The organism is Xanthomonas sp. LMC-A-07 (assembly GCF_030208825.1).
GTDB classification, from domain to species: Bacteria; Pseudomonadota; Gammaproteobacteria; order Xanthomonadales; family Xanthomonadaceae; genus Xanthomonas; species Xanthomonas campestris.
This window is the reverse complement of sequence record NZ_JARVTF010000008.1, coordinates 76,008-101,597: the sequence shown is the minus strand read 5'-3', so window position 1 is coordinate 101,597 and position 25,590 is coordinate 76,008. Positions and strand designations below refer to the sequence as shown.

At 65.9% G+C, this 25,590-nt stretch carries 20 protein-coding genes; 12 read left to right on the top strand and 8 right to left on the bottom strand.

Annotated elements, in window-relative coordinates:
* The first annotated feature begins 126 nt into the window (after positions 1 to 126).
* From QRM89_RS07960 to QRM89_RS07950, 3 genes are all read left to right on the top strand, one after another.
* Complete coding sequence (locus QRM89_RS07960) at positions 127 to 786, top strand: serine/threonine-protein kinase (protein WP_285447731.1); 660 nt, start codon at positions 127 to 129, stop codon at positions 784 to 786.
* A 97-nt stretch (positions 787 to 883) separates the two neighbouring features.
* Positions 884 to 1,699 carry an NAD(P)-dependent oxidoreductase gene (locus QRM89_RS07955; RefSeq protein WP_285447730.1) on the top strand — a complete coding sequence of 272 codons (816 nt, stop codon included), beginning with the start codon at positions 884 to 886 and terminating at the stop codon, positions 1,697 to 1,699.
* Positions 1,700 to 2,332: 633 nt separating this feature from the next.
* Positions 2,333 to 3,280 (top strand): YiiG family protein, encoded by a 948-nt coding sequence (locus QRM89_RS07950; protein ID WP_285447729.1) that lies wholly within the window; start codon positions 2,333 to 2,335, stop codon positions 3,278 to 3,280.
* Between the two features lie 224 nt (positions 3,281 to 3,504).
* Here QRM89_RS07950 and QRM89_RS07945 read toward each other — a convergent pair whose 3' ends face one another.
* Positions 3,505 to 4,377 carry an ion transporter gene (locus QRM89_RS07945; protein ID WP_012437465.1) on the bottom strand — a complete coding sequence of 291 codons (873 nt, stop codon included), beginning with the start codon at positions 4,375 to 4,377 and terminating at the stop codon, positions 3,505 to 3,507.
* Between the two features lie 72 nt (positions 4,378 to 4,449).
* On the opposite strand from QRM89_RS07945, the gene QRM89_RS07940 reads away from it, so the two are divergent.
* Positions 4,450 to 5,676: an acetylornithine transaminase gene (locus QRM89_RS07940; protein ID WP_285447958.1), complete on the top strand. Its 1,227-nt coding sequence runs from the start codon at positions 4,450 to 4,452 to the stop codon at positions 5,674 to 5,676.
* Between the two features lie 366 nt (positions 5,677 to 6,042).
* Here QRM89_RS07940 and QRM89_RS07935 read toward each other — a convergent pair whose 3' ends face one another.
* Positions 6,043 to 6,660, bottom strand: a complete 618-nt coding sequence (locus QRM89_RS07935; protein WP_087941971.1) for an HAD-IA family hydrolase — start codon at positions 6,658 to 6,660, stop codon at positions 6,043 to 6,045.
* A gap of 293 nt (positions 6,661 to 6,953) precedes the next feature.
* Between QRM89_RS07935 and QRM89_RS07930 the strand changes: the two genes are divergently transcribed.
* From QRM89_RS07930 to azu, 6 genes are all read left to right on the top strand, one after another.
* A complete protein-coding gene (locus QRM89_RS07930) occupies positions 6,954 to 9,233 on the top strand; it encodes a TonB-dependent receptor (RefSeq protein ID WP_285447957.1) in 2,280 nt (759 codons plus the stop codon).
* Positions 9,234 to 9,365: 132 nt separating this feature from the next.
* The gene (locus QRM89_RS07925; RefSeq protein ID WP_285447728.1) at positions 9,366 to 10,973 is read left to right on the top strand and encodes an NAD(P)/FAD-dependent oxidoreductase; all 1,608 of its coding nucleotides are present in this window, start codon (positions 9,366 to 9,368) and stop codon (positions 10,971 to 10,973) included.
* A complete protein-coding gene (locus QRM89_RS07920) occupies positions 10,970 to 11,395 on the top strand; it encodes a cytochrome c (protein WP_076038404.1) in 426 nt (141 codons plus the stop codon). Before QRM89_RS07925 ends, QRM89_RS07920 begins: the two co-directional genes overlap by 4 nt.
* A gap of 25 nt (positions 11,396 to 11,420) precedes the next feature.
* Positions 11,421 to 11,936, top strand: a complete 516-nt coding sequence (locus tag QRM89_RS07915; protein ID WP_274390813.1) for a RidA family protein — start codon at positions 11,421 to 11,423, stop codon at positions 11,934 to 11,936.
* Between the two features lie 32 nt (positions 11,937 to 11,968).
* A complete protein-coding gene (locus tag QRM89_RS07910; protein ID WP_285447727.1) occupies positions 11,969 to 13,168 on the top strand; it encodes a pyridoxal phosphate-dependent aminotransferase in 1,200 nt (399 codons plus the stop codon).
* Positions 13,169 to 13,329: 161 nt separating this feature from the next.
* Positions 13,330 to 13,779 (top strand): azurin, encoded by a 450-nt coding sequence (gene azu / locus QRM89_RS07905; RefSeq protein WP_011038376.1) that lies wholly within the window; start codon positions 13,330 to 13,332, stop codon positions 13,777 to 13,779.
* Positions 13,780 to 13,848: 69 nt separating this feature from the next.
* Here azu and QRM89_RS07900 read toward each other — a convergent pair whose 3' ends face one another.
* Positions 13,849 to 16,614: a LuxR C-terminal-related transcriptional regulator gene (locus tag QRM89_RS07900; protein WP_285447726.1), complete on the bottom strand. Its 2,766-nt coding sequence runs from the start codon at positions 16,612 to 16,614 to the stop codon at positions 13,849 to 13,851.
* 228 nt (positions 16,615 to 16,842) lie between these two features.
* Positions 16,843 to 18,132 (bottom strand): glutamate-1-semialdehyde 2,1-aminomutase, encoded by a 1,290-nt coding sequence (gene hemL / locus QRM89_RS07895; RefSeq protein WP_014508850.1) that lies wholly within the window; start codon positions 18,130 to 18,132, stop codon positions 16,843 to 16,845.
* Positions 18,133 to 18,441: 309 nt separating this feature from the next.
* Between hemL and QRM89_RS07890 the strand changes: the two genes are divergently transcribed.
* The gene (locus QRM89_RS07890) at positions 18,442 to 21,618 is read left to right on the top strand and encodes a TonB-dependent receptor (RefSeq protein ID WP_285447725.1); all 3,177 of its coding nucleotides are present in this window, start codon (positions 18,442 to 18,444) and stop codon (positions 21,616 to 21,618) included.
* A gap of 756 nt (positions 21,619 to 22,374) precedes the next feature.
* Here QRM89_RS07890 and thiE read toward each other — a convergent pair.
* Complete coding sequence (gene thiE, locus QRM89_RS07885; RefSeq protein WP_115001790.1) at positions 22,375 to 22,998, bottom strand: thiamine phosphate synthase; 624 nt, start codon at positions 22,996 to 22,998, stop codon at positions 22,375 to 22,377.
* Positions 22,999 to 23,021: 23 nt separating this feature from the next.
* On the opposite strand from thiE, the gene QRM89_RS07880 reads away from it, so the two are divergent.
* Positions 23,022 to 23,261, top strand: coding sequence for a rubredoxin (locus QRM89_RS07880; protein ID WP_029216955.1), 240 nt, complete (start codon positions 23,022 to 23,024; stop codon positions 23,259 to 23,261).
* Positions 23,262 to 23,358: 97 nt separating this feature from the next.
* On the opposite strand, the gene QRM89_RS07875 is transcribed toward QRM89_RS07880, so the two are convergent.
* The 3 genes from QRM89_RS07875 to rpiA form a co-directional block, all read right to left on the bottom strand.
* On the bottom strand, positions 23,359 to 24,240 hold the full coding sequence (locus QRM89_RS07875; RefSeq protein WP_103700383.1) for a SirB1 family protein: 882 nt from the start codon (positions 24,238 to 24,240) through the stop codon (positions 23,359 to 23,361).
* Between the two features lie 40 nt (positions 24,241 to 24,280).
* Entirely contained in the window at positions 24,281 to 24,730 is a 450-nt protein-coding gene (locus QRM89_RS07870; protein ID WP_011038368.1) for a DUF192 domain-containing protein, read from the bottom strand.
* A gap of 130 nt (positions 24,731 to 24,860) precedes the next feature.
* Positions 24,861 to 25,508 (bottom strand): ribose-5-phosphate isomerase RpiA, encoded by a 648-nt coding sequence (gene rpiA / locus QRM89_RS07865; protein WP_014508842.1) that lies wholly within the window; start codon positions 25,506 to 25,508, stop codon positions 24,861 to 24,863.
* Positions 25,509 to 25,590: the final 82 nt, after the last annotated feature.

The following is a 25,590-nucleotide window of genomic DNA, read 5'->3' as shown; positions in this document are numbered from 1 at the left end:
TTGCGTGGCCCTCACATCGGCCGGCGCGCTTCACCTGCGGTTGCGACGCTGCGCGTGAAGGCGCGCGTGCTGCGCGCAGGTGCGAGGGCGTCGCTGTGATGGTGCGAGCGCCGCCTACAATGGGGGATGTATCCAGATCCTTCCGGCGAGCTGCCACTCAAGTCCGACACCTTCGGCCGCATCCTGCTGGTGCGCGAGGGCGAGCGCATGTTCGTACGTCGCGATCTGAGCGCTGCGCCCTGGCTGCTGCGCGGCGTGGCCTGGTGGCTGGCGCGGCGCGAAGCGCTGGCCTTGCGGCAACTGGACGGAATGGCGCGCACGCCACGGCTGCTGGGCTGGAACGGCCGCCAGCTGGATCGCAGCTATCTGGCCGGCGATGCGATGTACCAGCGTCCGCCGCGTGGCGACCTGGCGTATTTCCGCGCCGCCCGCCGCCTGTTACAGCAACTGCATCGGCGCGGGGTAGCCCACAATGATCTGGCCAAGGAAGCCAACTGGCTGGTGCAGGACGATGGCAGCCCGGCGGTGATCGATTTTCAGCTGGCGGTGCGTGGCCCGCCGCGCGCGCGCTGGATGCGTCTGCTTGCACGCGAGGACCTGCGCCACCTGCTCAAGCACAAGCGCATGTATTGCCCGGCGGCCATCACCCCGGTGGAGCGCCGCGTGCTCAAGCGCCGCTCCTGGATCCGCGAGCTATGGTTCGCCACCGGCAAGCCGGTCTATCGCTTCGTAACCCGCCGCGTGCTGCACTGGGAAGACAACGAAGGGCAGGGGCCCAAGCCCTGAGGGGCAGCGATTAGGCATTCGGGATTGGGGATTCGTCAGGGCGTAGTGCCGTGCGCTGTAAGCTTTTACCAATCCCCAATCTCGACTCCCTAATCCCATGACGTTATCCGGCAAAACCCTGTTCATCACCGGTGCTTCGCGCGGGATTGGCCTGGCGATTGCGTTGCGTGCGGCGCGCGATGGCGCGAACGTGGCCATTGCGGCCAAGTCGGCGGTGGCCAATCCCAAGTTGCCGGGCACCATCCACAGCGCGGCGGCGGCGGTCAACGCGGCGGGTGGGCAAGGGCTGGCGCTCAAGTGCGACATCCGCGAAGAAGACCAGGTGCGCGCGGCGGTGGCCGCAACCGTGGACACCTTTGGCGGCATCGACATCCTGGTCAATAACGCCAGCGCGATCTGGTTGCGTGGGACCCTGGACACGCCGATGAAGCGCTTCGACCTGATGCAACAGGTGAACGCGCGCGGCAGCTTTGTCTGCGCGCAGGCGTGTCTGCCACATCTGTTGCAGGCACCCAACCCGCACATCCTCACGCTGGCGCCGCCGCCGTCGTTGAATCCGGCATGGTGGGGCGCGCATACCGGCTACACGCTGGCCAAGATGGGGATGAGCCTGGTCACCCTGGGGCTGGCGGCCGAGTTCGGGCCGCAGGGCGTGGCCATCAACGCGCTATGGCCGCGCACGGTGATTGCCACCGATGCAATCAACGTGCTCCCGGGCGTGGACGCGGCCGCCTGCCGCCGGCCCGAGATCATGGCCGATGCCGCGCATGCGGTGCTGACGCGCGAGGCGGCCGGGTTTCATGGTCAGTTCCTGATCGATGACGAAGTGCTGGCACAGGCCGGCATTACCGATCTGTCCGGCTACGCCGTGGACCCGCAGCGTGCGCTGCTACCGGATCTGTTTCTGGAGTGACCACGGCGGGTTCACGGCCGCGTTTGCTATCGTGCGCGGCTGAAAGCGTTTTCAACAAGGATGTGTGCCGGTGTGCGTGCGTGGGAAAGAAGCTGTCGTTGAGGTGTCCGCGGGCGTCATGGCTGCGGCGCAAACAGGGCAGCGGCATGTCGGCCCGATGGTCTCTCCGTTCGGCAGCGCAGCGCGGCACCGTTGCGCTTGCGAGCGCACGGCTGTAGCGGACGCAGCCGGTACATTCTTCGGTAAGGCTGCGGCGCGCCGAGCTGCTGCGCGAGACGTGCGCGCGGACTGGATGCCTCAGTTGACTGCAGACATTCACGGCAGATCTCGGCGGTCGGCCCATCAAGGGCGCTGGCGTTTACCTTGTGGCCGCGTCGGCCCTGACGACCTCGTGGACCGGCATGCGCTCGGCAGCCTGGGCCTGCAGCGAATCTTCAGCGCTCCCCTTTCGGCAACCCACCGGTCGGGCGTGCATGGCACTGCCGCACCGGCAATCTACATGCCTGCATCTACACGCGTGCATGCCGTGAAGCATGCACCGCCATCCAATCACGGCCTCATCGGTGGGGACGCTACGTCCGCCCACTGTGGCCGTCGCATCGCGCATTCCTACACCAACCTCATGGAGCCCTTATGACCCAGCATTCCCGCCTTGCGCCACTCGCCACGGCAATTGCATTTGCCGCACTGCTCGCCGGTTGCCAGAAGGGCGACCCGGCCGCCGCTGCCGTGGAAGGCGCCGACAAGATCAATGCCTACATCGCGTGTTTCAACGCGGTGGAGCAGCCATTGCACGAGAGCTACCAGCAATACATCGGCTGGATGAAAGACCCGGAGGCGGGCCCGACCGGCAAGGAATCGCAGATCCGCGGCCCGGGCACGGTGTTGTCGCATCGGGTCGAAGCCTGCGGCGCGCCAATGACTGCCGCGCTGGCGCAGCAACCGGCTAATGCGCAGCTGGATCCGGCGGCCAAGGCCTACCAGCAGCGCTTCACCGCGCTCAACGAGCGCATCGAAGAGGCCGCGCGTTATTACGACCGCGAGGACTATCGGCGTGATGACGCCAAGGGCATGCAGGCGCTGCACGCACCGCTGATGCAGGCCTACAGCGCGTTCTTCGAGGCTGGCGAGGCCATGGACGCAGCGCTGGAGCGCAACGAAGACCAGCGCCGCAAGCAGCAGCTCGATGCAATTGAAAAGGACGAAGGCCGCAGCGCCGCCTGGTACCACCTGAAGATCATCGGCGAAGGCAAGCAGCTGGTGACCACGCTCAATAGCGACACGCCGGACCTGGCCGCCGCGCAAACGCAGCTGACCCGTTACCAGGGCATCCTGGAAGAGGCGCAGAAGGCGAAGATTGGTGATGGCGACCCGATGTGGGGCCATATGGAACGCTCCGCCGACAAGCTGGTCAGCGTGGCGGCGCGCCGCATCGAACGCGTGCGCAACAACGAGCCGTTGAGCCGCAGCGACCAGATGTTGCTGGAGAGCAACAGCTCGCTGCCGCCGGCTGGCACGCGGCAGGCGCTGCTGGCGAGTTACAACGACCTGATCGACATGAGCAACCGCATGACGCGCTGAGTTGGGTGAGGACGCGCCTAGTGAAATGGGCGCGTTCTTTTTGTTGCAGGCATGTCCACTTTGTCTGACGGAGACCGTCATGACGACGGCATAGCTGCGCGCCTCCTCGCGGGGCAGTAGCGCAGCGAGTACGCCGAAGAAACAGCACACGCTGCCGCAGTACCGGCGCGCACACGCAGATGTCGTCGCTTGCGACGGCACACCTCACCGCGTGCGCGTTTGCCTCAGTGAGTGAACGCAGCAGGGAGTGGCCCGGCACATTGCCGGCAGAACCGTGCGTCGGGCTCGTGACCTTCCAGCCCGCAGGCCGGGCAGCCGCGCGCGTCGTGGTGCTGGGCGTCGTCCTTGCGCCGCAGATTGCTGGCCAGTTCGGCGGTGTAGATGCCGGTCGGCACGGCGATGATGCTGTAGCCGATCAGGATCAGCGCCGAGGTTACGAAGCGGCCGAGCGTGGTCTGCGGAACGAGGTCGCCAAAGCCCACCGTGGCCATGGTGACGATGGCCCAGTACATGCTGGTCGGGATGCTGGTGAAGCCGTGCTGCGGCCCTTCGATCACATACATCGTGGCGCCGGCGATCACGGTGATGGTGAGCACGGTGAACAGGAACACCAGCACCTTGCGCCGGCTGCGCCACAGCGCATCGAGCAACTGGCCGCTTTCTTCAACGTAGCGGGTGAGCTTGAGGATGCGGAACAGCCGCAGGATGCGCAGCACGCGTACCACCAGCAGCGTCTGCGCGCCGGGCACGAAGAACGACAGGTAGCTGGGCAGGATCGAGAGCAGGTCGATCACGCCCCAGATGCTCAGCGCATAGCGCAGCGGGCGCCGCACTACCGCCAGGCGCAGCGCGTATTCGATGGTGAACACCACGGTAAACGCCCATTCCAGCGGCACCAACCAGTGCGCGGACTGCGCGTGAATGCGCGGCACGCTGTCGATCATGATCACCACCACGCTGGTGAGGATGGTGACCACCAGCAGCAGGTCGAAATTGCGCGACGGGCGGGTGTCGTGGCGGTAGATGATGTCGAACCACTGGCGACGCCAACCGTCGGTGGTGGCGGGATTGAGCTGGGGATCGGAAAGCGGTCGCATGCGTGCATTGTGCCGCAGGCCGGCGAATGCGCGAGAATGCCGGTCTCCCTCCGCTTCCGCGACCCCGCCATCATGAGCACCGCTGCCGATTCGCCCCTGTCCCTCGCGCATTACTACCTGCCGGTGTACCGCCCGCGCCAGGTGGTGCTGGAGCGTGGCCAGGGCAGTCGCGTGTGGGACGACCAGGGCCGCGAATATCTGGATCTGTCCTCCGGCATCGCGGTCAGCGGGCTGGGGCACAACGATCCAGACTTGATGGCCGCGCTCACCGAGCAGGCCGGCAAGCTGTGGCACACCAGCAACGTGTTCTTCAGCGCGCCGCCGCTGAAGCTGGCCGAAGAGCTGGTCACTGCCTCGCGCTTTGCGCAGAAGGTGTTCCTGTGCAACTCCGGCACCGAGGCCAACGAGGCGGCGATCAAGCTGGTGCGCAAGTGGGCCAGCAGCCACGGCCGGCCGGCCGACAAGCGCGTGATCGTCACCTTCCGCGGCAGTTTTCACGGCCGCACGCTGGCCTCGGTCACCGCCACCGCGCAGCCCAAATACCAGGAAGGCTACGAGCCGTTGCCGGGCGGATTCCGCTACGTGGATTTCAACGATGTGCCGGCGCTGGAAAGCGCAATGGCCGGCGGCGATGTGGCGGCGGTGATGCTGGAGCCGATCCAGGGCGAGGGCGGGGTGATGCCGGCCGCACCGGGCTTTCTGGCGCGCGTGCGCGCGCTGTGCGACCAGCACGACGCACTGCTGGTGCTGGACGAGATCCAGTGCGGCATGGGCCGCACCGGCAGCCTGTTCGCGCATTGGCAGGAGCAGGTCACCCCGGACATCGTCACCCTGGCCAAGGCGCTGGGTGGCGGCTTCCCGATCGGCGCGATGCTGGCCGGGCCGAAAGTGGCCGAGACCATGCAGTTCGGCGCGCACGGCACCACCTTCGGCGGCAATCCGCTGGCGGCGGCGGTGGCGCGGGTCGCGTTGCGCAAGCTGGCCTCGCCGCAGATTGCCGAGAACGTGGAGCGTCAGTCGGCCGCCTTGCGCGCCGGCCTGGAAGCGCTGAATGCCGAGTTTGGCGTGTTCGCGCAGATCCGTGGACGTGGCCTGATGCTGGGCGCGGTGCTGGCACCGGCGCATGCCGGCCAAGCGGGCGCGATCCTGGATCTGGCGGCCGCGCACGGCCTGCTATTGCTGCAGGCCGGCCCGGACGTGCTGCGCTTTGTGCCGGCGTTGAATCTCACCGATGCCGAGCTGGCCGACGGTTTGGCACGCCTGCGCCTGGCGATCGCCGCGTACGTTGCGCAGCACTGACAGCAGCGACTGCGCGTTCTGCACCATCGTGGCCGGCACCGCGCCGGCCAGCGTGGGGCACTGGCTCGCGTTCTATCGCGGCACGAGAGATTACTTAGATGCGAGCCTCAGCAGCAGCTGGGGCAGTGCCTGTTGATTGCATCGCGTCGTGCGTGCAGTCCGTCATGCCTCTGGTCTCTGGCAACTGATGTCAAAACCGATGCGGGGCAATGACTGGCCGCTGCCGCTGCGATCGGTTTGCGGCGATCAGCTCGAGTTGCAGTGAGTGGGAAAGCTGCAGCGTGTCTGGGCAAGTTGCGACGCGGCCTAGCAGACACATTCAGAAGCGCTAGGTAGCACGATGACGCAGAGACACCCCAACCGCGCCTACGCCAGCCCATACCGCTTCAACACCCGGCGCAGTCCGCGTGCATCGCGCACGGTGTCCGCTTCCAGGCCGGCCGCGCGCGCGCCGCGCACGTTGACGAACAAATCATCCACAAACAGCGTGTGTGCAGCGCGTGCGCCCAGCTGCGCGAGTGCGCGTGCATAGACGCGTGCATCGGGCTTGCGGCCGCCCAGGGCACCGCTGCACAGCACCCGGCCGCGCAGCAGCGGGAACAGCGCCGGCACGATCTGCTCGATCGCCTCGACCATCAGTGGGCCGTTGTTGGTGAGCACGGCGACCGGGGTGTGTGCAGACACGGCAAGCACCTGCGCCACCACCGATGCATCGGCGCGGCAGGCGGCCACACGTGCCGCCACCCAGGCCGCAGGATCGATGCGCTGGCCCACTGCATCGCTCAAACGGGCCAAGTACGTGGGCGTATCGATGTCGCCGCTGTCGTAGCTGCGCTCCAGCCCCTGCGCGAACAACACGGCGTGCATCTGCGCCGGTGTGCAGTTGGCCATCGCAGCCAGCGCCGCCATGCGTTTGGGCCGCGCATAGCTGGCCAGCACGCCATCGAAATCGAGCAATAACAGGGAGGGACGCGGGGCGGGCATGGCCGTGTTCGATGTGCAACGCGGCAGCGTCGTCGATCCGCGCATGCGCTGGCAAGTCATCACCACCGCAGCGCACCTCCCCGCATACGGGTAGGGACATTCCAGCTTCATCTAGTTGAATTCGATAGCAGCCTACCCACTCGCGCCGCCCCTACCCTCCGCGCGCGGCATGCGCTGCGGTGGTGCTGGGTATGGTCGAGCTGTACCGCACAGCGCGGTGTCAACCGGGTTGGGGAGCTCCCGGTCATCCAGCACGTCACACGACTCCAGGGGTGGATTGCATGCGCAAGCGCTTGAAGACCGACTATCTGGCGACCTCGGTCGCCGCCGCTCTCACCACGCTCACCCGCCGCCCTGCCGCGGCCTCCATGGCACTGTTACTGGGTGCTTCCAGCCTGCCAGCCATTGCACAGGAAGCACGCACGCTCGATGCCGTCAGTGTGGTGGGTACCGGCTCCACCCGCACCACCGCCTCCATCTCGGTGGCGGAAATCCAGGCGCAGGTGCCCGGTGTCGCCCCGCAGCAATTGCTGGCCAGCCTGCCGGGTGTGAATGTGCAGACCACCGACCCGTTCGGCCTGTACGAGTTCGGTGATTCGATGACCATCCGCGGGTTTTCTGCCAATCAAATTGGCGTGACCCTGGATGGCATTCCGATCGAAACCTTCGACACCCGCGAAGGCGGGCCGATCACGCGTTACGTGTCCAGCGAAAACCTGCTGGATGTCACCGTGTCTGCCGGCTCGGGCGATGTCACCCAGCCCTCTTACCACGCGCTCGGCGGCGCGATCCGCTACACCAGCCTGCCACCGAAAGGCGGTGATACCTGGAGTGGCAACCTCACCCAGACCATCGGCTCGGACGATCTGGTGCGCAGCTTCGTGCGGCTGGATACGCCGCAGTGGTGGGACGGTGGCCCGAGTGCCTACGTCTCGGCCTCGCGCACACAGGGTGGGGTGTGGGACATGGAGCCGGCCACGCAAAAGAGCGATCACTTCGAAGCCAAGATCCGCCAGGCCTGGGACGCGGGCAGCCTGACGCTGGGCTGGATCTACAACAACCGCAAGGACTACGACGTGCAGTCGTACAACTCCGATGGCTCGGTGTCGTGGGACCTGCACGAACGCATCACCGGCAACCCCGAGGTGGACGCCGAGCACTACAGCGAGTGGCAGAACGGCCGCCGCGATTCATTGCTCAGCCTGCATGGCGATTTCCTGTTCAACGATGCGATCGGCTTCACCTTCACCGGCTACTACGAGAACAAGCACGGCTATGGCGTTGGCGGAACTCCGCCGAGCACGGCGACGGGTCTGTACAACGACGCCATCGCCGGCACGCCAGGGCGCACCGATATCGCCATCAACGATCCACAGATTGTGGATGCCGCTGGCAACGTGACCAGCATCGGTGCGATGACACGGCGCGAGGAAATCATGGGCGGCGACCGCTATGGCGCGACCACAGCGGTGTCGTGGGAAACCGAGCACAACAAGCTCGAAGTCGGTGCCTGGTACGAGAACTACGATTTCGATCAGGTGCGCCCGTTGTACAACCTGGACCCGGCCACCGGTGCGTTGCTGAAAAGCGCCTTGCCGATCGTCATCTACTACGACAACCACTTCTCCACCGAAGTGAAGCAGCTCTACATCAAGGACACACTGCGCCTGCTCGATGACCGGCTCACGCTGGAACTCGGCGCCAAGGGGCTGGATGTCAAACGCGACTACAACGGCATCGCCAATCTCGACGATTTCAATGTCGGCGTGCGTCGCGATGTCACCATCAAGAACAGCGACTGGTTCCAGCCGCAGGTGGGTGCCAGTTTCCAGCTGGCCGATGGCGTGCAGGTGTTCGCCAACTATGCGGAGAACTTCAGCTCCGCACCGCGGCTGGCACTGACCTCGGGCGCGTTCAATCCGGATATCGCGCCGGAAGAATCCACCAACATCGACATCGGCATTCGCGCCGAATCCAGCCAGTGGAGCGGTTACATCGCCGCCTACAAGATCGATTACGAAAACCGCATCATCGCGTTGACCGACCCGGACCCGTTGGTGGTGGCGCCCACGGTGTACGCCAACGTCGGCGACGTGCAGACCTATGGCGCAGAAGTCTCGGGCATGTGGAAGCCGGCGCCGGGCTGGCGGCTGGGCGCCTCGCTGACTTGGAACAAATCCGAATTCCAGGACAACTATTTCGGCCCGGTCAGCGGCAGCCTGGTGCAGGTGGAAGGCAATGAAGTGCCGGATTCGCCGAAGGTGATGTTCAGCGTCAACGGCGGCTGGGAGGGCGAGGATTTCTTCGCCAACCTGGATACCAAATACACCGGCAAGCGCTACGGCGACACGCTCAATACCGATCAGGTGGATGCCACCTTCATCGTCAATGGCAGTGTCGGCTATCAGGGCGGCAGTGACGGGTTTCTGGCCGGCGGCCGGCTGCAACTGTCGGTTTACAACCTGTTCGACAAGGACGACGCGATCGGTGCGGTGTTCCCGAATGAAAGTTCCGGCTCGTATCAGCTGATTGCACCACGGCAGGTGTTTGCGAGTCTTTCGTACAAATTTTGACGGCGCCAACGCGGCCGGCCGTGTTGCCGGCCGCGTGTGTGAGCGGTGCTGCAGGGTGCGCGCGGTTGCCGCAGGCACAGCGCACGGTAGTTGGTCGCGTCCGGTCCATGACATGCAGGGGAACACGCGTTGATGCAAGGCAAACACACTGGGGCAATGACACGCCGGCAGCTGCTGGCACGGATCGGCATGACCGCGGGCGGCGCGATGATGTACCAGGCGATGAGCAGCCTGGGCATGGCGGCCGAATCCACCTTTACCGGGCCGCTGCAGCTCGATGGCGACGCCAAGGGGGCATCGGTGCTGATTCTCGGTGCCGGCCTGGCCGGCATGACGGCGGCGTTCGAATTGCGCAAGGCCGGGTACCGCGTACAGGTGCTGGAATACAACGACCGCCCGGGCGGCCGGAACTGGACATTGCGCGGCGGCGACCGTTACACCGAACTCGGTGGCGCGGCGCAGCACTGCCAGTTCGATGAGGGCCATTACCTCAATCCCGGGCCCTGGCGGATCCCGCATCACCACCGCGCGGTGCTGAGTTACTGCAAGCAGTTCGGCGTGGCGCTGGAGGCGTTCAATCAGGTCAACTACAACGCCTTGCTGCACAGCCAGCACGGCTTCGATGGCAAGCCGCAGCGCTTCCGCGCCATCGATGCGGACTACAAGGGCCATGTCTCCGAACTGCTGGCCAAGTGCACCCAGCAACACGCACTGGACAGCCTGGTGAGCACCGAGGATCAGCAGATCCTGCTCGAATCGCTGCGCACCTGGGGCGCGCTCGACAAACGCTTTGGCTACGTCAAGGGCAAGGACAGCAGCGAGCGCCGCGGCTTTGCGCGCTACCCGGGTGGCGGTTTGTCCGGCAAGCCGGAGTTTTCCGATCCCTTCAGCGTGCAGGACGTGCTGCGGTCACGGCTGTGGACCACGCTGGCGGCCGGGAATAACTACGAAATGCAGACCACCATGTTTCAGCCGGTGGGCGGCATGGACCAGATCGGCAAGGCGTTTGCCCGCCAGCTCGGCAATGCCATCACCTATAACGCCAAGGTCACCAAGATTGATCAGGACGGCAGCGGCGTGCGCGTGTCCTGGCAGGATGCCGCGCGCGGTGGCGCCGAACAGGTGGCCAGTGCCGACTGGTGCATCTGCACGATTCCCCTCTCGGTCTTGAGCCGCATCCCGGTCACCGCCAGCGATGCGATGACCACGGCGATCGGCAAGGTGCCGTATGCGGCGTCTGTGAAGGTGGGGCTGCAGTTCAAGCGCCGCTTCTGGGAAGAGGACGAGGCGATCTACGGCGGCATCAGCTACACCGATCTGCCGATCACGCTGATCAGCTATCCCAGTACCGGCTATCACAGCCCCGGCAAGGGTGTGTTGCTGGGCGCCTACGTCTGGGGTCTGGACGCCTACCAGTTCACCTCGATGTCCCCGGAGCAGCGTGTGCGCAAGGCGGTCGAATACGGCACGCAATTGCATCCGCAATATCCACGCGAATTCGAAACCGGCATTGCAGTGGGCTGGCATCGTGTGCCGTTCACGCATGGGTGCTTTGGCATGTGGAGCGAGGCCGCACGCGCCGAGCACTACGCGCCGCTGTGCCAGATCGATGGCCGCCTGGCGCTGGCCGGCGAGCACGTGTCTTACATCCCGGCCTGGCAGGAGGGCGCGATCTTGTCCGCGCACGACGTGGTCGGCCGCCTGCATCGCAATGTGCTTGCCCAAGGAGCTCGCGCATGACGCTGTTCCCCCGTGTGTTCGCTGCGGCAGCGGTGCTGTGCATCGGTGCATTGCTGCTGCCGCCTGGCCTGCACGATGCACGCGCGCAGAGTTCCGATGCCACCGCGTTGTATCCGCAGAAAGGCTTTGCCACCGCCTCCGGCCAGCATGTCTACCAGGCCGTGTGCCAGGGCTGTCACATGCCCAGCGGCACTGGGGCGCAGGGGGCGGGCGAATATCCGGCGCTGGCCGGCAACCCCAAACTCGCCGCCGCGCCGTACGTCACCATGATGGTGCTCGACGGCCACGCCGGCATGCCGGGTTTCGGTGACATGCTCACCGACCGCCAGGTGGCCGAAGTGGTGAGCTATGTGCGCACTCATTTCGGTAATGACCACGCCGAAGTGGTTACTGTCGACGACGTCAAACTGCTGCGCCACTGACCGTTTCCTCATGCAAGGAGTTGCCATGTTCCGTCCCGCCATTATTGCCGCCACTGCCGCCGTGCTGTTGTGTGGAAGTGTTGCCGCCGCACAGGCCGCCGCACAGGCCGCCGAGGTGATCCGCCACAAGATTCCCAATAGCGATTTCCCGATTGCCGCGGCCGTGGAGGTACCGGCCGGCAAGGCCACCGTGTATGTCAGCGGCAAGGTGCCGGCGGTGGTGGATACCACAGCGCCGAAGGGCTCGGCCGCCGCCTACGGCGATACCAAGGCGCAGACCATCAGCGTGCTTGCGCAGATCAAGCAGCAGCTGGAATCGCTGGGCCTGGGGATGGGCGATGTGGTGAAGATGCAGGTGTTTCTGGTCGGCGATCCGGCCATGGACGGCAAGATGGATTTCAACGGATTCATGGAGGGCTACCGGCAGTATTTCGGCACCAAGGAACAGCCCAATCTGCCGGCGCGCTCGGCGTTTCAGATCGCCGCACTGGGCAACCCGTTGTACCGGGTAGAGATCGAAGTGGTTGCCGTGCGTCCTTGAGTTCGTCTTCGTCGCCTTGCTGGAGGTTCACCATGCATACCGCCCTGTCGCGCCGCAGGTTTCTGCGTGATTCCGCCCTGTTTGCCGGTGCCGCCGGGAGCGCCCTGCCGCTGCTGGCCAGCGCCGCCGAACGCTCGGCCGCCATCGTGCCTGCCACAGCGGGCGCAATGGCGCCGGTGATGATCGGCTCCAACGAGTTTCCCGATGGCCCGTGTGCCGCGGCGATCAAGGCAATCACCCAGATTGCGCCGCAGGGTGGGCGGTATCTGCGTGAGCTGCAGATGGAGCTGATGACCACCCTGGCCGCTGAGCTCAAGCTGCCGGTGAACCACCTGATGGCCTATGCCGGTTCCACCGAGCCGCTGGACTACACGATGCTGGCCTTCACCTCGCCCAGTGCCGCGCTGGTCACCGCCGATCCCACCTACGAATCCGGCTGGCGCGCTGCGTCCCGCAACGGCGCCAAGCTGGTCAAGGTGCCGTTGCGCAAGGACTTCTCGCACGACGTGCAGGCGATGTGCGCAGCCGACGCCAATGCCGGTGTCATCTACATCTGCAATCCCAATAATCCCACCGGCTCGGTGACTGCGCGCAAGGATCTGGACTACGCGCTGGCGCACAAGCCCAAGGGCAGCATTTTGGTGGTGGACGAGGCCTACATCCATTTCGCGCAGAGCACCCGCAGCGTGGTGGACATGGTGGCCGCGGGAGAAGACGTGGTGGTACTGCGCACCTTCTCCAAGCTCTACGGCATGGCCGGCATCCGCCTGGGCTATGCGGCAGCACGCCCGGACCTGCTGGCCAAGCTGATGTTCTACAGCGTCAACAGCCTGCCGGTGACCGCGGCCGCAGCGGGCCTGGCCAGCCTGCGCGATGCCACGCTGGTGCCGCAACGGCGCGCACGCACTGCGGCCACCCGCACCGATGTCATCGACTTCCTCACCAAACAGGGCTATGCCTGCACCGCCTCGGAAAGCAACTGCTTCATGGTCGATGTAAAACAGCCTGCGGCCGGCTTCAAGGACGCAATGGCCACCTTCGGTGTATTTATCGGCCGCAGCTGGCCCGTGTGGCCCACCTGGTCGCGGATCACGGTGGGCACGCCCGAGGAGATGGCGCGCTTCAAGCAGGCCTTCGTGCAGGTCATGGCCGGAAAACGTGGCCCATTGCCGCTGCCCGACGCCACCGCAAGCGCGCAGGCGCCGATGGATGCCTTCTTCCGCTACGCCTAGCGCAGGGCGCCGCGTGCGACAAAAACATCGGGCAGGGGTTGTCTGCCGCCTGCCTGCTCGCGGTACTCTGACGGCGCCGACGCATGCGCGCCGCGTCAGGCATCCGGCACCGGCATCTACGTGGCCGGGCAGCGCGCAACCCTTTTCGCAGGAGTGTGTCCTTGAAGCTGCTTTCGACCATTGCCGTGCTTGCGCTGGTGTCATTGGCACCATCAGCGTGGGCGAAGACCTGTGCGGTGACCATCACCGGTACCGACCAGATGAAATTCGACCAGAGCGCGATCACGATCGCTCCCGATTGCACCGAAGTCGCCGTGACGCTCAAGCACTCCGGAAAACTTGCCGCCACGGTGATGGGGCACAACTGGGTGCTGACCAAGAGCGATGACTTCCAGGCCGTGGCCAACGCCGGCGTGCGCTCCACCATCGCCGACAGCTACCTGCCCAAGGCCGACCCGCGCGTGATCGCGCACACCAAGGTGATCGGCGCTGGCGAAACCGCCACGGTGACCTTCCCGACCAGCAAGTTGAGCAAGGGCGGCGCGTATACGTTTTTCTGCTCGTTCCCCGGCCACTGGGCCATGATGAAGGGCACGCTGCGCTTCGGGTGATGCAGCGCACGCGCTGCATCGCTCTACGCCTATCGCGCATCCAGCCACGGCTGTGGTGCGTGGCTGAAGTCAGGGCGTGTTTGGCCCTGCCGGTGGGTCCATCTCGCGCAACAGGCCGCGCTGCAGGGCCTGCGCCAGTGCACCTTCGCGGCTGCGTGCATCGAGCTTGCGGTACACGTTCTTCAAGTGAAATTTGACGGTGTTTTCCGACAGATGCAGGCAGCGTGCGATCTGCTTGTTGGAATAGCCGCGCGCCAGTTGCGCAAGCACTTCCAGTTCGCGTTCGCTAAACAGATCGTTGGCCGGGTCGTCGTCGCCACTGAGCCTGTCCAGCAAGGCCTGGATGGTGAGCGCGCGGGTGGTGCCGCCCACGGTCTGCGGGTCGTGCTGGCGTAGCGAGCGCAGCATCGCTTTTGCCGGCAGCCCCAGTTCTGCAATGGCTTGCCAGCTGCGGGTCAGCGCAACGTGATCCAGCGCGCTGTACAGATACGGCAATGCCGCAGCCAGTTCGCCGCGCTGTTGCAGCACCAGGGCGATGCGTGCGCGCGTGCGTGCCAGGTGGCAGAGGTTGTCGCTGGCAAGGCAGGCCTGTTCGATCTGGCCCAGGATGGTCAGCGCCGCGCTGCTGCGGCCGGCCAAACGATGCCAGCGCGCGAGCGCGAATCCCATCGCTGCACGGTCGCGCCAGCGGTGCGGCGAGCGCAGGGTATGCGCCAGCCCGGATTCGCCGCCGGTGCGTGCAATCAGCACATCGATGGCCGCGTTGCCCGGGTGCTCCAGCATCACCATCAAGCGCCAGGCGGCGGCCAGTTCGGACAGGCGCGCGAGCTTGCGCCCGTGGGCGATCTGCTCCACGTGTTCCAGCAAAGCGGCCGCGCTGCGGCCACTGTGATCGCGCAGGCGCTCCAGCCCCAGCGCGGTGTCGTAGCCGGCGGCCAGCACGTCGGTGCTGCCGTCGTGCTGCTCCAGGATGTCCAGCGCCGGATGCAGCAGATCGGCGGCATCGTCGTGGTGCCCGCGTTCGTAATGCAGTTGCGCCAGCAGGCAGTGCGCGGTGGCCTGCAGGACGCGGTCTGGCTGCGGCGCACGCAGGCAGCCGTTCAGTGCCTGCTGATAGCACGCCTCGGCATCGCCCAGCCGGGCGCGATAGAAAAAACTCTGCCCCAGCACCAGCAGCGCATGGCCGGTGCCAAGCTCGCTGCCGCCGCGTCCCATGGCCTCGCGCGCGCCATGCGCATAGCGCTCGGCCAGCGCGAAGCCACCTTGCGCGAGTGCGGTGGTGGCGCAGATGCACAGCAGCATGCCGCGGCCAAGATGGTCGTCTTCGTCCAGCGCGGCCGCCTGGCCCGCGATCTGGGTCAGGCCATGCGGGTTGCCGCAGATTTCATCCAGCCGCTCGCGCAGTGCTGCCACCACCACGGTGTAGTCGCGTTGCAACGGCTCGCGCAGCGCGGCGGGAAAATCGCGGAAGCGCTCCAGCAGCAGCCGGGCATGACTGAACTCGCCCAGTTTCATGTGCAGATGCGCCTGGGTGAGATTCAACGCAGGCGTGTCGCGAATGGTGCGGTGGTCGAAGTGGCGCAGCAGCGCACGCACCTGATGGGTGCCATGGGTGAGCAGCAACTGCCAGGTGCCGGCGCGTGCCACGTAGCTGGCGGCCAGGTCGCCGCATTCGCCGCGCGAGGCGTGGCGGACCGCGTCGGAGAGGTACTGATGTTCGCCAAACCAGCGCGCCGCACGTTGGTGAATCTGCAGCGCGCCGGCGGGATGCTCGCGATCGAGCAACTGCTGCAGGAAATCCGCGAACAACGGGTGGTAACGGAACCATTCGCGCTCGCCATCCAGCGGGATCAGCAAGCCATGGAAATGTTCCAGCCCGGCCAGCAGCCGGCCACTGTCGTCGCGCTGGCGCACCGCATCGGCCAGTGCTGCGTTGACGCGCTCCAGTGGGCTGGTGCGCAGCAGCAGGTCGCGCGTGTCCGCATCCAGGTCGTTGACCACCTGTTCGGCCAGATACGCCGCAATCTGCGCGTTGCGCCCGGAAAACCGCGTGGCCACTTCTTGCTGACGTTGTGCGCCGCCTTCCAGCCACAGCCGGGCCAGATGCAGGGCGACCGGCCAGCCTTCGGTATAGCGGCGTAGTTCGTCCACCACCGGGGCCGCTACCTGCGCGCCCAGCAGCGCCTGTGCTTCGTCCTCGTCCAGCGCCAGTTGGGTACTGCCGACGCGCGTGAGCTGGGCCTGCAATTCCAGCCGCGCCAGTGGCAGGCCGGGAACGCGGCGGGTGGACAACAGCAGGTGCAGGCGGCCACCGGCGTGTTCGATCAGCCGCAACACCAGCTCGTCGATCGCGCTGCCGCCGGGGCGGTCGTAGTCGTCCAGGATCACGCTGATGCGGCGCGGTGCCGCGCGCAGCGCGCGGATCAGCGCATTGAGTGCGTCGCGCGGATCGTGGTCGCGGCCGTGCAGGGCTGGCGCGCACAGGGCAGGGTCCGCACCGGCCCCTTGCAGGGCAAGCGCGAGATGGCCGAGAAAGCGCGCGGGCTCGGCGTCTTCTTCATCCAGCGACAGCCATGCCACGGCGGCCGGCTCGCGCGCCAGCAGCTGCGCGTGCCACTGCGTCAGCAGCGTGCTCTTGCCGAAGCCGGGCGGTGCCAGCAGCAGGGTCAGCGGCCGTGCCTGCGCCTGATCCAGCACGGCCAGCAGGCCGCCACGCACAACCGCGCCGGCACGCGGCAACGGCGGCTCCAGCTTGCTGGCGAGCAGCCAATCGGGAAGGGTGAGGTCGCGCAACGGTGACGGGCGCGGGGTGAGCAACGCAACAGGCTTGAGCATGAGGCGAGGGCGGCCGTGGCAAAGCGTTGGCCGCGTGCCAACCGACACGCCGCGCAACACGATGAAGCAGCGGCGCCGGCGCCGGGATCACCGCGAACGGTGAGATCGGCTGCACTGCGCTGCTTCGTGGGTCCCCACCCATGCCCATCCCTTGGCACCTGTCAGCAAGGTATGACAGCCACAAGACAAAAGCAAAGGTGGGACCAGGTCACAGCCGCGCGCCCGGGCTCAGCGCATGACGTCGGCAAAGGCCTCGCGTGCGGCGGCCAGGGTCGCCTCGATGACGGCCTCGTCGTGGGCGCTGGACACGAAGCCCGCCTCGTAGGCCGACGGCGCCAGATACACGCCCTGCTGCAGCATCGCGTGGAAGAAGCGGTTGAAGGTGGTTACGTCGCAGGCGGTGGCCTGGGCGTAGTTCTCCACGATCTGGTCGGTGAAGAACAGCCCGAACATGCCGCCCACCTGGTTGGTGGTCACCGCCACCCCGGCGGCGCGGGCGGCGTCTTCCAGGCCTTCGCACAACAGGCTGGTGGTCTCGCTGAGGCGGGCGTGGAAGCCGGGTTCCTGCACCAGTTGCAGCATCGCCAGGCCCGCGGCCATTGCCACCGGGTTGCCCGACAAGGTGCCGGCCTGGTAGATCGGGCCGGCCGGGGAGATCTGTTCCATCAGGTCGCGGCGGCCGCCGTAGGCGCCCACCGGCATGCCGCCGCCGATGATCTTGCCGAAGGTGGTCAGGTCCGGGGTCACGCCGTAGTGCGCCTGTGCGCCGCCCAGCGCCACACGGAAGCCGGTCATCACTTCGTCGAAGATCAGCAACGCGCCGTGGCGGGTGCACAGCGTGCGCAGGTGCTGCAGGTAGCCGGCCTGCGGCGGAATGCAGTTGGCATTGCCGACCACCGGCTCGATGATCACCGCCGCCACTTCGGCGCCGATCTCGTCGAACAACGCGGTGGCGCCTTCGAAATCGTTGAAGCTGAGCGTGGCGGTGAGCTCGCTCAGGCCTGCCGGCACGCCTGGCGAGGTGGGCACACCCAGGGTCAGCATGCCGCTGCCGGCCTTGACCAGGAACGAGTCGCCGTGGCCGTGGTAGCAGCCCTCGAACTTGACGATGCGGTTGCGCCCGGTGGCGCCGCGCGCCAGGCGGATCGCCGACAGCGTGGCTTCGGTGCCGGAATTGACCATCCGCACCATTTCGCAGGACGGCACCAGCCGGGTGATGGTTTCGGCCATGGTCACCTCGGCCTCGCAGGGGGCGCCGAAGGACAGGCCATCGCGGATGGCGCGTTCCACCGCTTCGCGCACGGCCGGGTGGTTGTGGCCGGCAATCATCGGCCCCCACGAACCCACGTAGTCGATATAGCGGTTGCCATCCACGTCGAACAGGTACGCACCGTCGGCACGCGCGACGAAGAACGGCTCGCCGCCCACCGACTTGAACGCACGCACCGGCGAGTTGACGCCGCCGGGCATCAGGTTCTGCGCCTGGGAAAACAGGGCGTGGGAGCGGGAGTGGTTCATGAGCGCAGATCCTTGAGTGGTGCCGGTGGGGGCGTCGGCACCCGGAGCGGGGCGACGCGCCGGCCATTGTCAGGCTTCGGCCGCCCGCCGCCTACCCACCAAGGCCATCCCTACCCGTTGCGGCCAAATTTCCGGGCAGGTGCGCTGCCTATTATCGAATGCGACAGCGGCCGCGACGTTTGGGCATGAGCTGATGGCGGCAGGTCATTGGCGAGCGGTCCACGTCTTCACACAGTGTTTCTGGCAACGCCGCGTCCGGCGTTGTCACGTTGGTCGCCTTGCGACCGTTTCAGACCCCGGGGAGAGAGCATGAACCGTAGTATCCAGAGACGTGCCTTGGCAGTGGCACTGCTCGTTGCACTCGGCGCCGCGCAAGCGCAGTCCACCACCGGTAGCATCGTCGGCAGTGTCGGCGAAGGTGTCGGCACCACCGTACTGGTCGAAAACAACAGCGGCTTCAGCCGCGAAGTGCCGGTAGACGCGCGCGGCCGCTACGCCGCCGGCAATCTGCCGCTGGGTACCTACAAGGTCACCGTCAAGCGCGATGGCGCGGTGGTGGAAACGCGCGAGAACGTGGGCATCACTGTGGGCGCCAATACCGATGTGTCGTTTGCTGCCGCGGGGAGCGGCGTGCAGACGCTGGATAGCGTCACCGTCAACGCCGCCAGCCTGGCCACCATCGATGTCAGCAGCGTGGACACCCGCACCGTGGTCACCTCCGAACAGCTGGCGCAGCTGCCGCTGGGGCGCACCGCCGAAGCCATCGCGCTGCTGGCGCCGGGTGTGGTGGTCAACAGCGGCGGCTTCGACAACGGCCCGCTCGGCGGCTTGCTGCCCAGCTTCGGTGGCTCGGCCGCCAGCGAGAACGCCTATTACCTCAACGGCTTCAACACCACCGCCATCAGCAACAACCTGGGCGGCCTGACCCTGCCTTACGGCGCCATCGACCAGCAGGAAATCTTCACCGGCGGCTACGGCGCGCAGTTCGGCCGCTCCAACGGCGGCGTGATCAACCAGATCGGCAAACGCGGCACCAACGAGTGGAAGTTTGGCGCCGCGGTGATCTGGGAACCCAACGGCCTGCGCACCAACCAGCGCGACATCTATTGGCGCCCGGATGCACAGGCCAGCACCGTCAACAATGCCGCATACCGCTATGCGCGCGCGGCCAACGGCCTGTACCAGCCCTCCAGCGAAGCCGAAGCCAACCAGACCACCTACAGCGCCTATGTCGGTGGCCCGATCATCCAGGACAAGCTGTTCTTCTTCCTGGCCGCCGAGCAGGTGGATTCCGACGGCACCCGCACCGCGACCAACCGCGACTCGGACAACGGCCGCACCGGCGGCCTGACCGACTACGACTACAAGCAGAAGCGCTGGTACGCCAAGGTGGACTGGAACATCACCGACAACCACCTGATCGAGGTGACCGGTGCCAGCGATGAAGCCGAAACCAACGGCGCCATCTACCGCTACGACTATCTGGCGCGCGAACGCGGCAGCTATATCACCGACGACGCCACCTGGAAAACCGGCCCGACGCTGTTCACCGGCAAGTACACCGGCTACATCGGCGACAACCTCACCGTGACTGCGCTGTACGGCAAGATGAAAACGCCTGATGAGCTGACTCAATACAACTATAACGCTGCGGATGGCCCGTTCATCGATAGCACCGCGTTGCAAAATCCTGCCTATACGGGCGGTACGCCCATAGAAGGACGTCAGCCGGTAAATACCGCTATCACTTCGCCTGACCGTGCCTACAAGAAGGACAATCAGCGTCTGAACCTTGAGTGGCGCATCGGCCATCACACGCTCAACTTCGGTATCGACAACCAGAAATCCGAAGGCATCGACGTTGGCTCGCAATTACGTGGTCCCGGGTATTCGTGGACATATGGTCAGACGAACGATCCCTATGGCCTACAGAATGGTGGATTGATTAGCCAATCGGCCAACGAAGCCGGCGGCATCGGCGCGCCGAGCCCGGGCCTGGTCGATCCGGTCAATGGGGCCAGCGGCTACTACGTGGTACGCAACATCAACACCAGCCTGTATTCGTATGAGGCCAAGCAGCGCGCCTACTACATCGAAGACAAGTGGCAGGTTACCGACAACCTGCTGCTGAGCCTGGGCCTGCGCAAGGACGAGTTCACCAACTACACCCCGTTCGGCGACCCCTATATCGAAGTCGACAACGCCTGGGCGCCGCGGCTGGGTTTCAGCTGGGACGTCAACGGCGATTCCAGCCTGAAGGTGTTCGGCAACATCGGCCGTTACTACCTGGGTCTGCCGTTGTCGGCGGTGAGCCTGTTCACGCCGGCCACCACCACCGACACCTACTACACCTACAGCGGCATCAACGCCGATGGCACGCCGGTGCTGGCGCAGCAGCTGGGGTCGGCGGTCTCGGCCAATTCGCGTTTCGGCCGCATCGCCGATGTGCGTACCGCGGTGGTCAAGGACATCGAGGGCGAAAACCAGGACGAAATCATCCTGGGCCTGACCAAACAGCTGGACAGTGGTTGGGTGTTCGGCGTGCGCGGCACGCACCGCCGCCTCAATGCCGGCATCGACGACCAGAACTACGACGTCTCCAACACCGCGCTGATCGATGCCGCCGCCGCACAGGGCGTGACCATCGACTTCTCGCAGGTGGCTGGCGCCTCGCTGATCAACCCGGGCCAGACCAACAAGTGGGGCGTGATCGGCACCGATGGCCAGTTCCATGAAATCTCGGTCAGCCGCGAAGCAGCCGGGTTCCCGAAGTTCAAGCGCAACTATTCGGCAGTGGAGTTCAACCTGGAGCGCCCGTTCGACGGCAAGTGGTACGCCAAGGTCAACTACGTGTGGTCGCATAGCTATGGCACCACCGAAGGCCAGGTGCGTTCGGACCTGTGGCGCACCGGCGGCGCGTTGGGCAGCTACCAGGGCCAGGCCTCGGTCTCGACCACGCAGAGCTGGGACCACGCGGCGTTGATGGAGCACTTCAATGGCGATCAGTCCAACGATCACCGCCACCAGTTGAAGCTGTTCGGCTTCTATCAGTTCACTCCGCAATGGGGCGCGTCGGCCAACTTCAGCCTGATCTCGGGCGCACCGCACAACTGCCTGGGTAATTACTACGGCACCGAGTACAGCGGTCGCGATCCGGCCGGTTACGGCGGCAGCGCGATCACCGGTGGGCCGTATCACTACTGCTACAACCCGGAAACAGGCACCGGCAGTGCATCGCCGCCGGGCTCGCAGGGCCGCCTGGGCTGGATCGCCCAGCTCGACATGGGCGTGACCTACAAGCCGGCCTTCGCCGACGGCAAGCTGGCGCTGCGCTTCGATGTGTTCAACATCACCAACGAGCAGACCGCGACCAACATCTACCCGTTCTCGCAGTTGCCCGACAACACCACCAATCCCCTGTGGGACCAGGTAGTGGCCTACCAGGCGCCGCGCTCGGGCCGGGTGACGCTGAGCTACGACTTCTAATTGCGTTAGGCGACGGAGGCAAAACCGGCAGCGACGGGTGATGGCACGCGTCGCTGTTTTTTTTCGGGTTATGGGGCTCTGACCAGCTTCAATCGTCTGAATAAGACACGCGACGCGCGTGAATTTTTTTACCGGGTCACGAACGTTCTGGGTCGGCGAGGGCAGCGCGTCCTCGGCCCACTGCGCTGTTGCCTGCATCTATTTGACGCGACGACTCGATCATTCGCTTGTGTCGAGTGGGGTGGATGATGCGGATAGATCACTTGCAGAGCGGTTGATCTGCGGTTTGGCTGCAGGGCCCTTGCCCGCCTACCATCGCGGGACACGGCGCAAGTACGTCCATGTAGCCTCTTACGCGGCATCCATGCCGCGTAAGGTCCCGCGACGGTAGGCGGGCAAGGACCAGTCGAGATGGTCGGTATGCATGGTTGCAAGCAGGACATGACGCGCTTTAGTTCGTCAGCTAGCGTGTTCTGCGAACCATGCCAGCAAGCCTACGCAACTTACGCAACTTGCGAGGCAGCCAGCTTTTGATCCGGCTACCGACCAACGTCCTGGTGCGGTGTCCTCGCCGATTGCGGGACCCTTTGCCGGCATGGATGCCGCGGATTCACGGCGTGTCCCGCGAGCGGCGAGGGCACCGCGCACGCGACGCATCTAGCGTTTCAAGCCAAGCACTGCGGCGAAAGAGATCTTGCTGTCTTGAAACAGATGACACCGCTGAGATAAAAATCTCAGCGCTTCACACTCGTCGCGCTACTGCGCAAACCCTGCGCGATACGCCTGCACTGCGGCGACCGGGTCCGCCGCCGCATACACGCCGCTGACCACCGCAATCAAGTCGGCGCCCGCGGTCACCAGCTCGGGCACATGCGACGGCGTGATGCCGCCGATCGCCACACGTGGCAGTCCCAACGCAGCGGCCTCGTGCAGCAACGCAGGCGTGGCACGGCGCGTGGTCACCTTGGTGGTGGTGGGGAAGAACGCCCCAAACGCCACATAATTCGCACCCGCCGCCGCCGCTGCGCGCGCGCGTTCGATCTCGTCGTAGCACGACACCCCGATGATGGCCGAGGCACCCAGCAACGCGCGCGCTGCCGCCACCTCGCCATCGTCTTCACCCAGGTGCACACCGTCCGCACCCACCTGCTGCGCAAGCGCCGCGTCGTCGTTGATGATCAATGGCACGCCCTGCGCGGTGCATGCCGCGCGCAGGGCGGTGGCCTGGGCCAGGCGCAGTGCTGCATCGGCCTGCTTGTTGCGGTATTGCAACCAGGTGATGTGTGGCAGCAGCGGCAACGTGCGCGCAAGCAACTGCGCGGTGTCGCGGGTGTCGGGGGTGATCAGGTAGACGCCGCGGGCGTTTTGAAGGGTCGGCATGGCAGCGCTTCCGAAAGCGGTGGGTGGGATGGGACAATGCAGCCCCACCGTTGCGTGACCGCGATTATCCGATGAGCGAGACATCCACGACCACCTACCGCACCTGGATGTGCGTCGTCTGCGGGTTTCTCTACCACGAGGCCGACGGCATTCCCGAAGAAGGCATCGCACCGGGCACCCGCTGGGAAGACGTGCCCGACAGCTGGACCTGCCCGGACTGCGGCGTCACCAAGGACGATTTCGAGATGGTGGAGATCGACTGAGCCTGCGCGCGCAGCGCCGCAACGCGTCTGCGCAACCGGCCTGATGCTGCCTGCGGTGCCCTGCAGCGCTGAGCAGCGCGTAGTGCGCAGTGCGTACCTAGTGCGCGCGTGAGCGCTGGCTGTTCAATTCAACCAGGTGCTCATGCAGGCTTGCGGCGTCCTGCGCACTGGGGTGCAGCTGCAGGTAACGCGCCAGGTCGTGGCGGGCGCCGCTGCGGTGCCCGAGGTGCAGATACGCCATGCCGCGATCGCGCAGCGCTTCGGGCTGGTCCGGCACCAGCTTGAGAATGCGGTCGGCGCTGCGGGCGGCGCGGTCCCAATGCTCGGCATCGGCGTAGACGCCATGCAGGTTGCGCAGGATGCGAATCAGGATCGCCCGGTGCGGCGCCGGGTCCAGGATTTGCGCCAGTGCGCGGTCGTCGGGGATTTCCCCGCCCAGATGCGGGCGCGCGCGTTCGCGCAGCTCGTCCACGCCCAGCGGGCGGCCGCCGTTGAACGGGTCCATCACCAGCACCCCGTCGTCTACCGGCAGGCGCACCAGGAAGTGCCCTGGGAACGACACCCCGGCCAACGGAATGCCCAGCCGGCGCGCGACTTCGATCTGCACCATCGCCAGCGAAATCGGGTTGCCCAGCCGGCGCTCGAACACTTCGTTGAGGTAGCTGTTGCGCGGGTCGTAGTACTCGTCGTGGTTACCCGAGTAGCCCAGCTCGTCGAACAGATAGCGGTTCACCGCGGCCATCTTCAGCGGCCACAGATCGATTGCGTCGACCTCGCGCCGCAAGTGCTCCACATGGCTTTGCACGAGCGTGTCATACAGCTCGGCGTCGAGCTGCGGATACTCGTCGCGCGCGATCAGCAGCGCGGTGGACATCAGCGGCACCGCGTCGTCGTCCAGGCTGGCGAGCGCGGTCCAATGGGGAAGTGGGAGCATGTCGACCATGGCGACAAGAGTGTCGGCAAGCGGCGCGGGGTTCAAGTCCGGCACTTCCTGACAGGAGACACCACATCGCTGTGAATCACTTCAGCTTGGGAATATCCGGGCTGAAAGTAAGCTCGGCCCCGTCACGCAGGTCGAGCTTGGCGGCCTGGCCGGCGTTGAGCTCGAGCACGTAGCGCGCCGGTTGCTTGCTGGGGTAGGGCGGGCAGGCATCGCCGGCCGAGCACGGCGGCACGTCGCGCTGTTGCGACACCAGCCGGCGCTGGTTGTCGAAATACAGGATGTCCAGCGCGATCTTGGTGTTCTTCATCCAGTACGCCTGCGGCGTCTGGCTGTCGTGGATGAACAGCATGCCGTGGTCTTCCGGCATGGCATCGCGGAACATCAGCCCTTGCGCACGGTCGGCATCGTTTTGCGCCAGTTCCACGCTGTAGCGGGTGCCGGCCAGCTCCACCCAGGAACTGCCGGCACTGGCGCAACCGCTGAGCGCCAACAACAGGGCCAGGCCAAACAGATGGAAAACACGCATGGGCGATGCACCGCTGGAGGGGAGGGCGCACCTTCTGCCAAGCGCCAGCGTGCGTCAAGCCGGTTCGGCCATCGCACGGCTGTGGCCGCAGCCTGTGGTGTGCCCAGGCTGCGGCCGCATGCGGGCGTGCTTACAGCACGCGCGGTGGCTCGCCGCCGACGATCACCACGTCGGCCGGGCGGCGCGCGAACAGACCCACGCAGACCACGCCGGGAATCTGATTCAAGTTCCGCTCCAGCGCCACCGGGTCGGTGATGTGCAGGTTGTGCACATCCAGCACCACGTTGCCGTTGTCGGTGACCACGCCGTCACGCCAGACCGGCTGCCCGCCAGTGAGCGCCAGGATCTGCCGGGCCACCAGGCTGCGCGCCATGGGGATCACCTCCACCGGCAGCGGGAAGTTGCCCAACACCGGCACCTGCTTGCTCGGGTCGACGATGCAGATGAAGCGCTCGCTCGCCTCGGCGATGATCTTCTCGCGCGTGAGCGCCGCGCCGCCGCCCTTGATCAGGCAGCGGTTCGGGTCGCACTCGTCGGCGCCATCCACATACAGCGACAGCGTGCCGGTGTGGTTGAGGTCCAGCACCTCGATGCCGTGCTGGCGCAGCCGCGCGGTGCTCTGTTCCGAGCTGGACACCGCACCCTTGATGCGATGGCCGATGCGGCCGAGTGCGTCGATGAAATACGCCACCGTCGAGCCGGTGCCGACCCCGACGATCATGCCGTCTTCCACGTAATCGATCGCCTTCTCGGCGGCCAGGCGTTTTGCTTCGGACATGGGTAAGAGCTCGGGATTAGGGAGTGGGGATTTGGGATTCGTCAGAGCGGGTCATACGGGGCGGTGATGGGCCAATCCCCAC

Coding starts and splice junctions, on each gene's coding strand:
- hemL (WP_014508850.1), bottom strand. CDS start 18,132: ATGAACCACTCCCGCTCCCACGCCCTGTTTTCCCAGGCGCAGAACCTG.
- QRM89_RS07940 (WP_285447958.1), top strand. CDS start 4,450: ATGAGCACCGCTGCCGATTCGCCCCTGTCCCTCGCGCATTACTACCTG.
- QRM89_RS07925 (WP_285447728.1), top strand. CDS start 9,366: ATGCAAGGCAAACACACTGGGGCAATGACACGCCGGCAGCTGCTGGCA.
- QRM89_RS07955 (WP_285447730.1), top strand. CDS start 884: ATGACGTTATCCGGCAAAACCCTGTTCATCACCGGTGCTTCGCGCGGG.
- QRM89_RS07945 (WP_012437465.1), bottom strand. CDS start 4,377: ATGCGACCGCTTTCCGATCCCCAGCTCAATCCCGCCACCACCGACGGT.
- QRM89_RS07920 (WP_076038404.1), top strand. CDS start 10,970: ATGACGCTGTTCCCCCGTGTGTTCGCTGCGGCAGCGGTGCTGTGCATC.
- rpiA (WP_014508842.1), bottom strand. CDS start 25,508: ATGTCCGAAGCAAAACGCCTGGCCGCCGAGAAGGCGATCGATTACGTG.
- QRM89_RS07960 (WP_285447731.1), top strand. CDS start 127: ATGTATCCAGATCCTTCCGGCGAGCTGCCACTCAAGTCCGACACCTTC.
- thiE (WP_115001790.1), bottom strand. CDS start 22,998: ATGCCGACCCTTCAAAACGCCCGCGGCGTCTACCTGATCACCCCCGAC.
- QRM89_RS07950 (WP_285447729.1), top strand. CDS start 2,333: ATGACCCAGCATTCCCGCCTTGCGCCACTCGCCACGGCAATTGCATTT.
- QRM89_RS07890 (WP_285447725.1), top strand. CDS start 18,442: ATGAACCGTAGTATCCAGAGACGTGCCTTGGCAGTGGCACTGCTCGTT.
- QRM89_RS07870 (WP_011038368.1), bottom strand. CDS start 24,730: ATGCGTGTTTTCCATCTGTTTGGCCTGGCCCTGTTGTTGGCGCTCAGC.
- QRM89_RS07915 (WP_274390813.1), top strand. CDS start 11,421: ATGTTCCGTCCCGCCATTATTGCCGCCACTGCCGCCGTGCTGTTGTGT.
- QRM89_RS07935 (WP_087941971.1), bottom strand. CDS start 6,660: ATGCCCGCCCCGCGTCCCTCCCTGTTATTGCTCGATTTCGATGGCGTG.
- QRM89_RS07900 (WP_285447726.1), bottom strand. CDS start 16,614: ATGCTCAAGCCTGTTGCGTTGCTCACCCCGCGCCCGTCACCGTTGCGC.
- QRM89_RS07910 (WP_285447727.1), top strand. CDS start 11,969: ATGCATACCGCCCTGTCGCGCCGCAGGTTTCTGCGTGATTCCGCCCTG.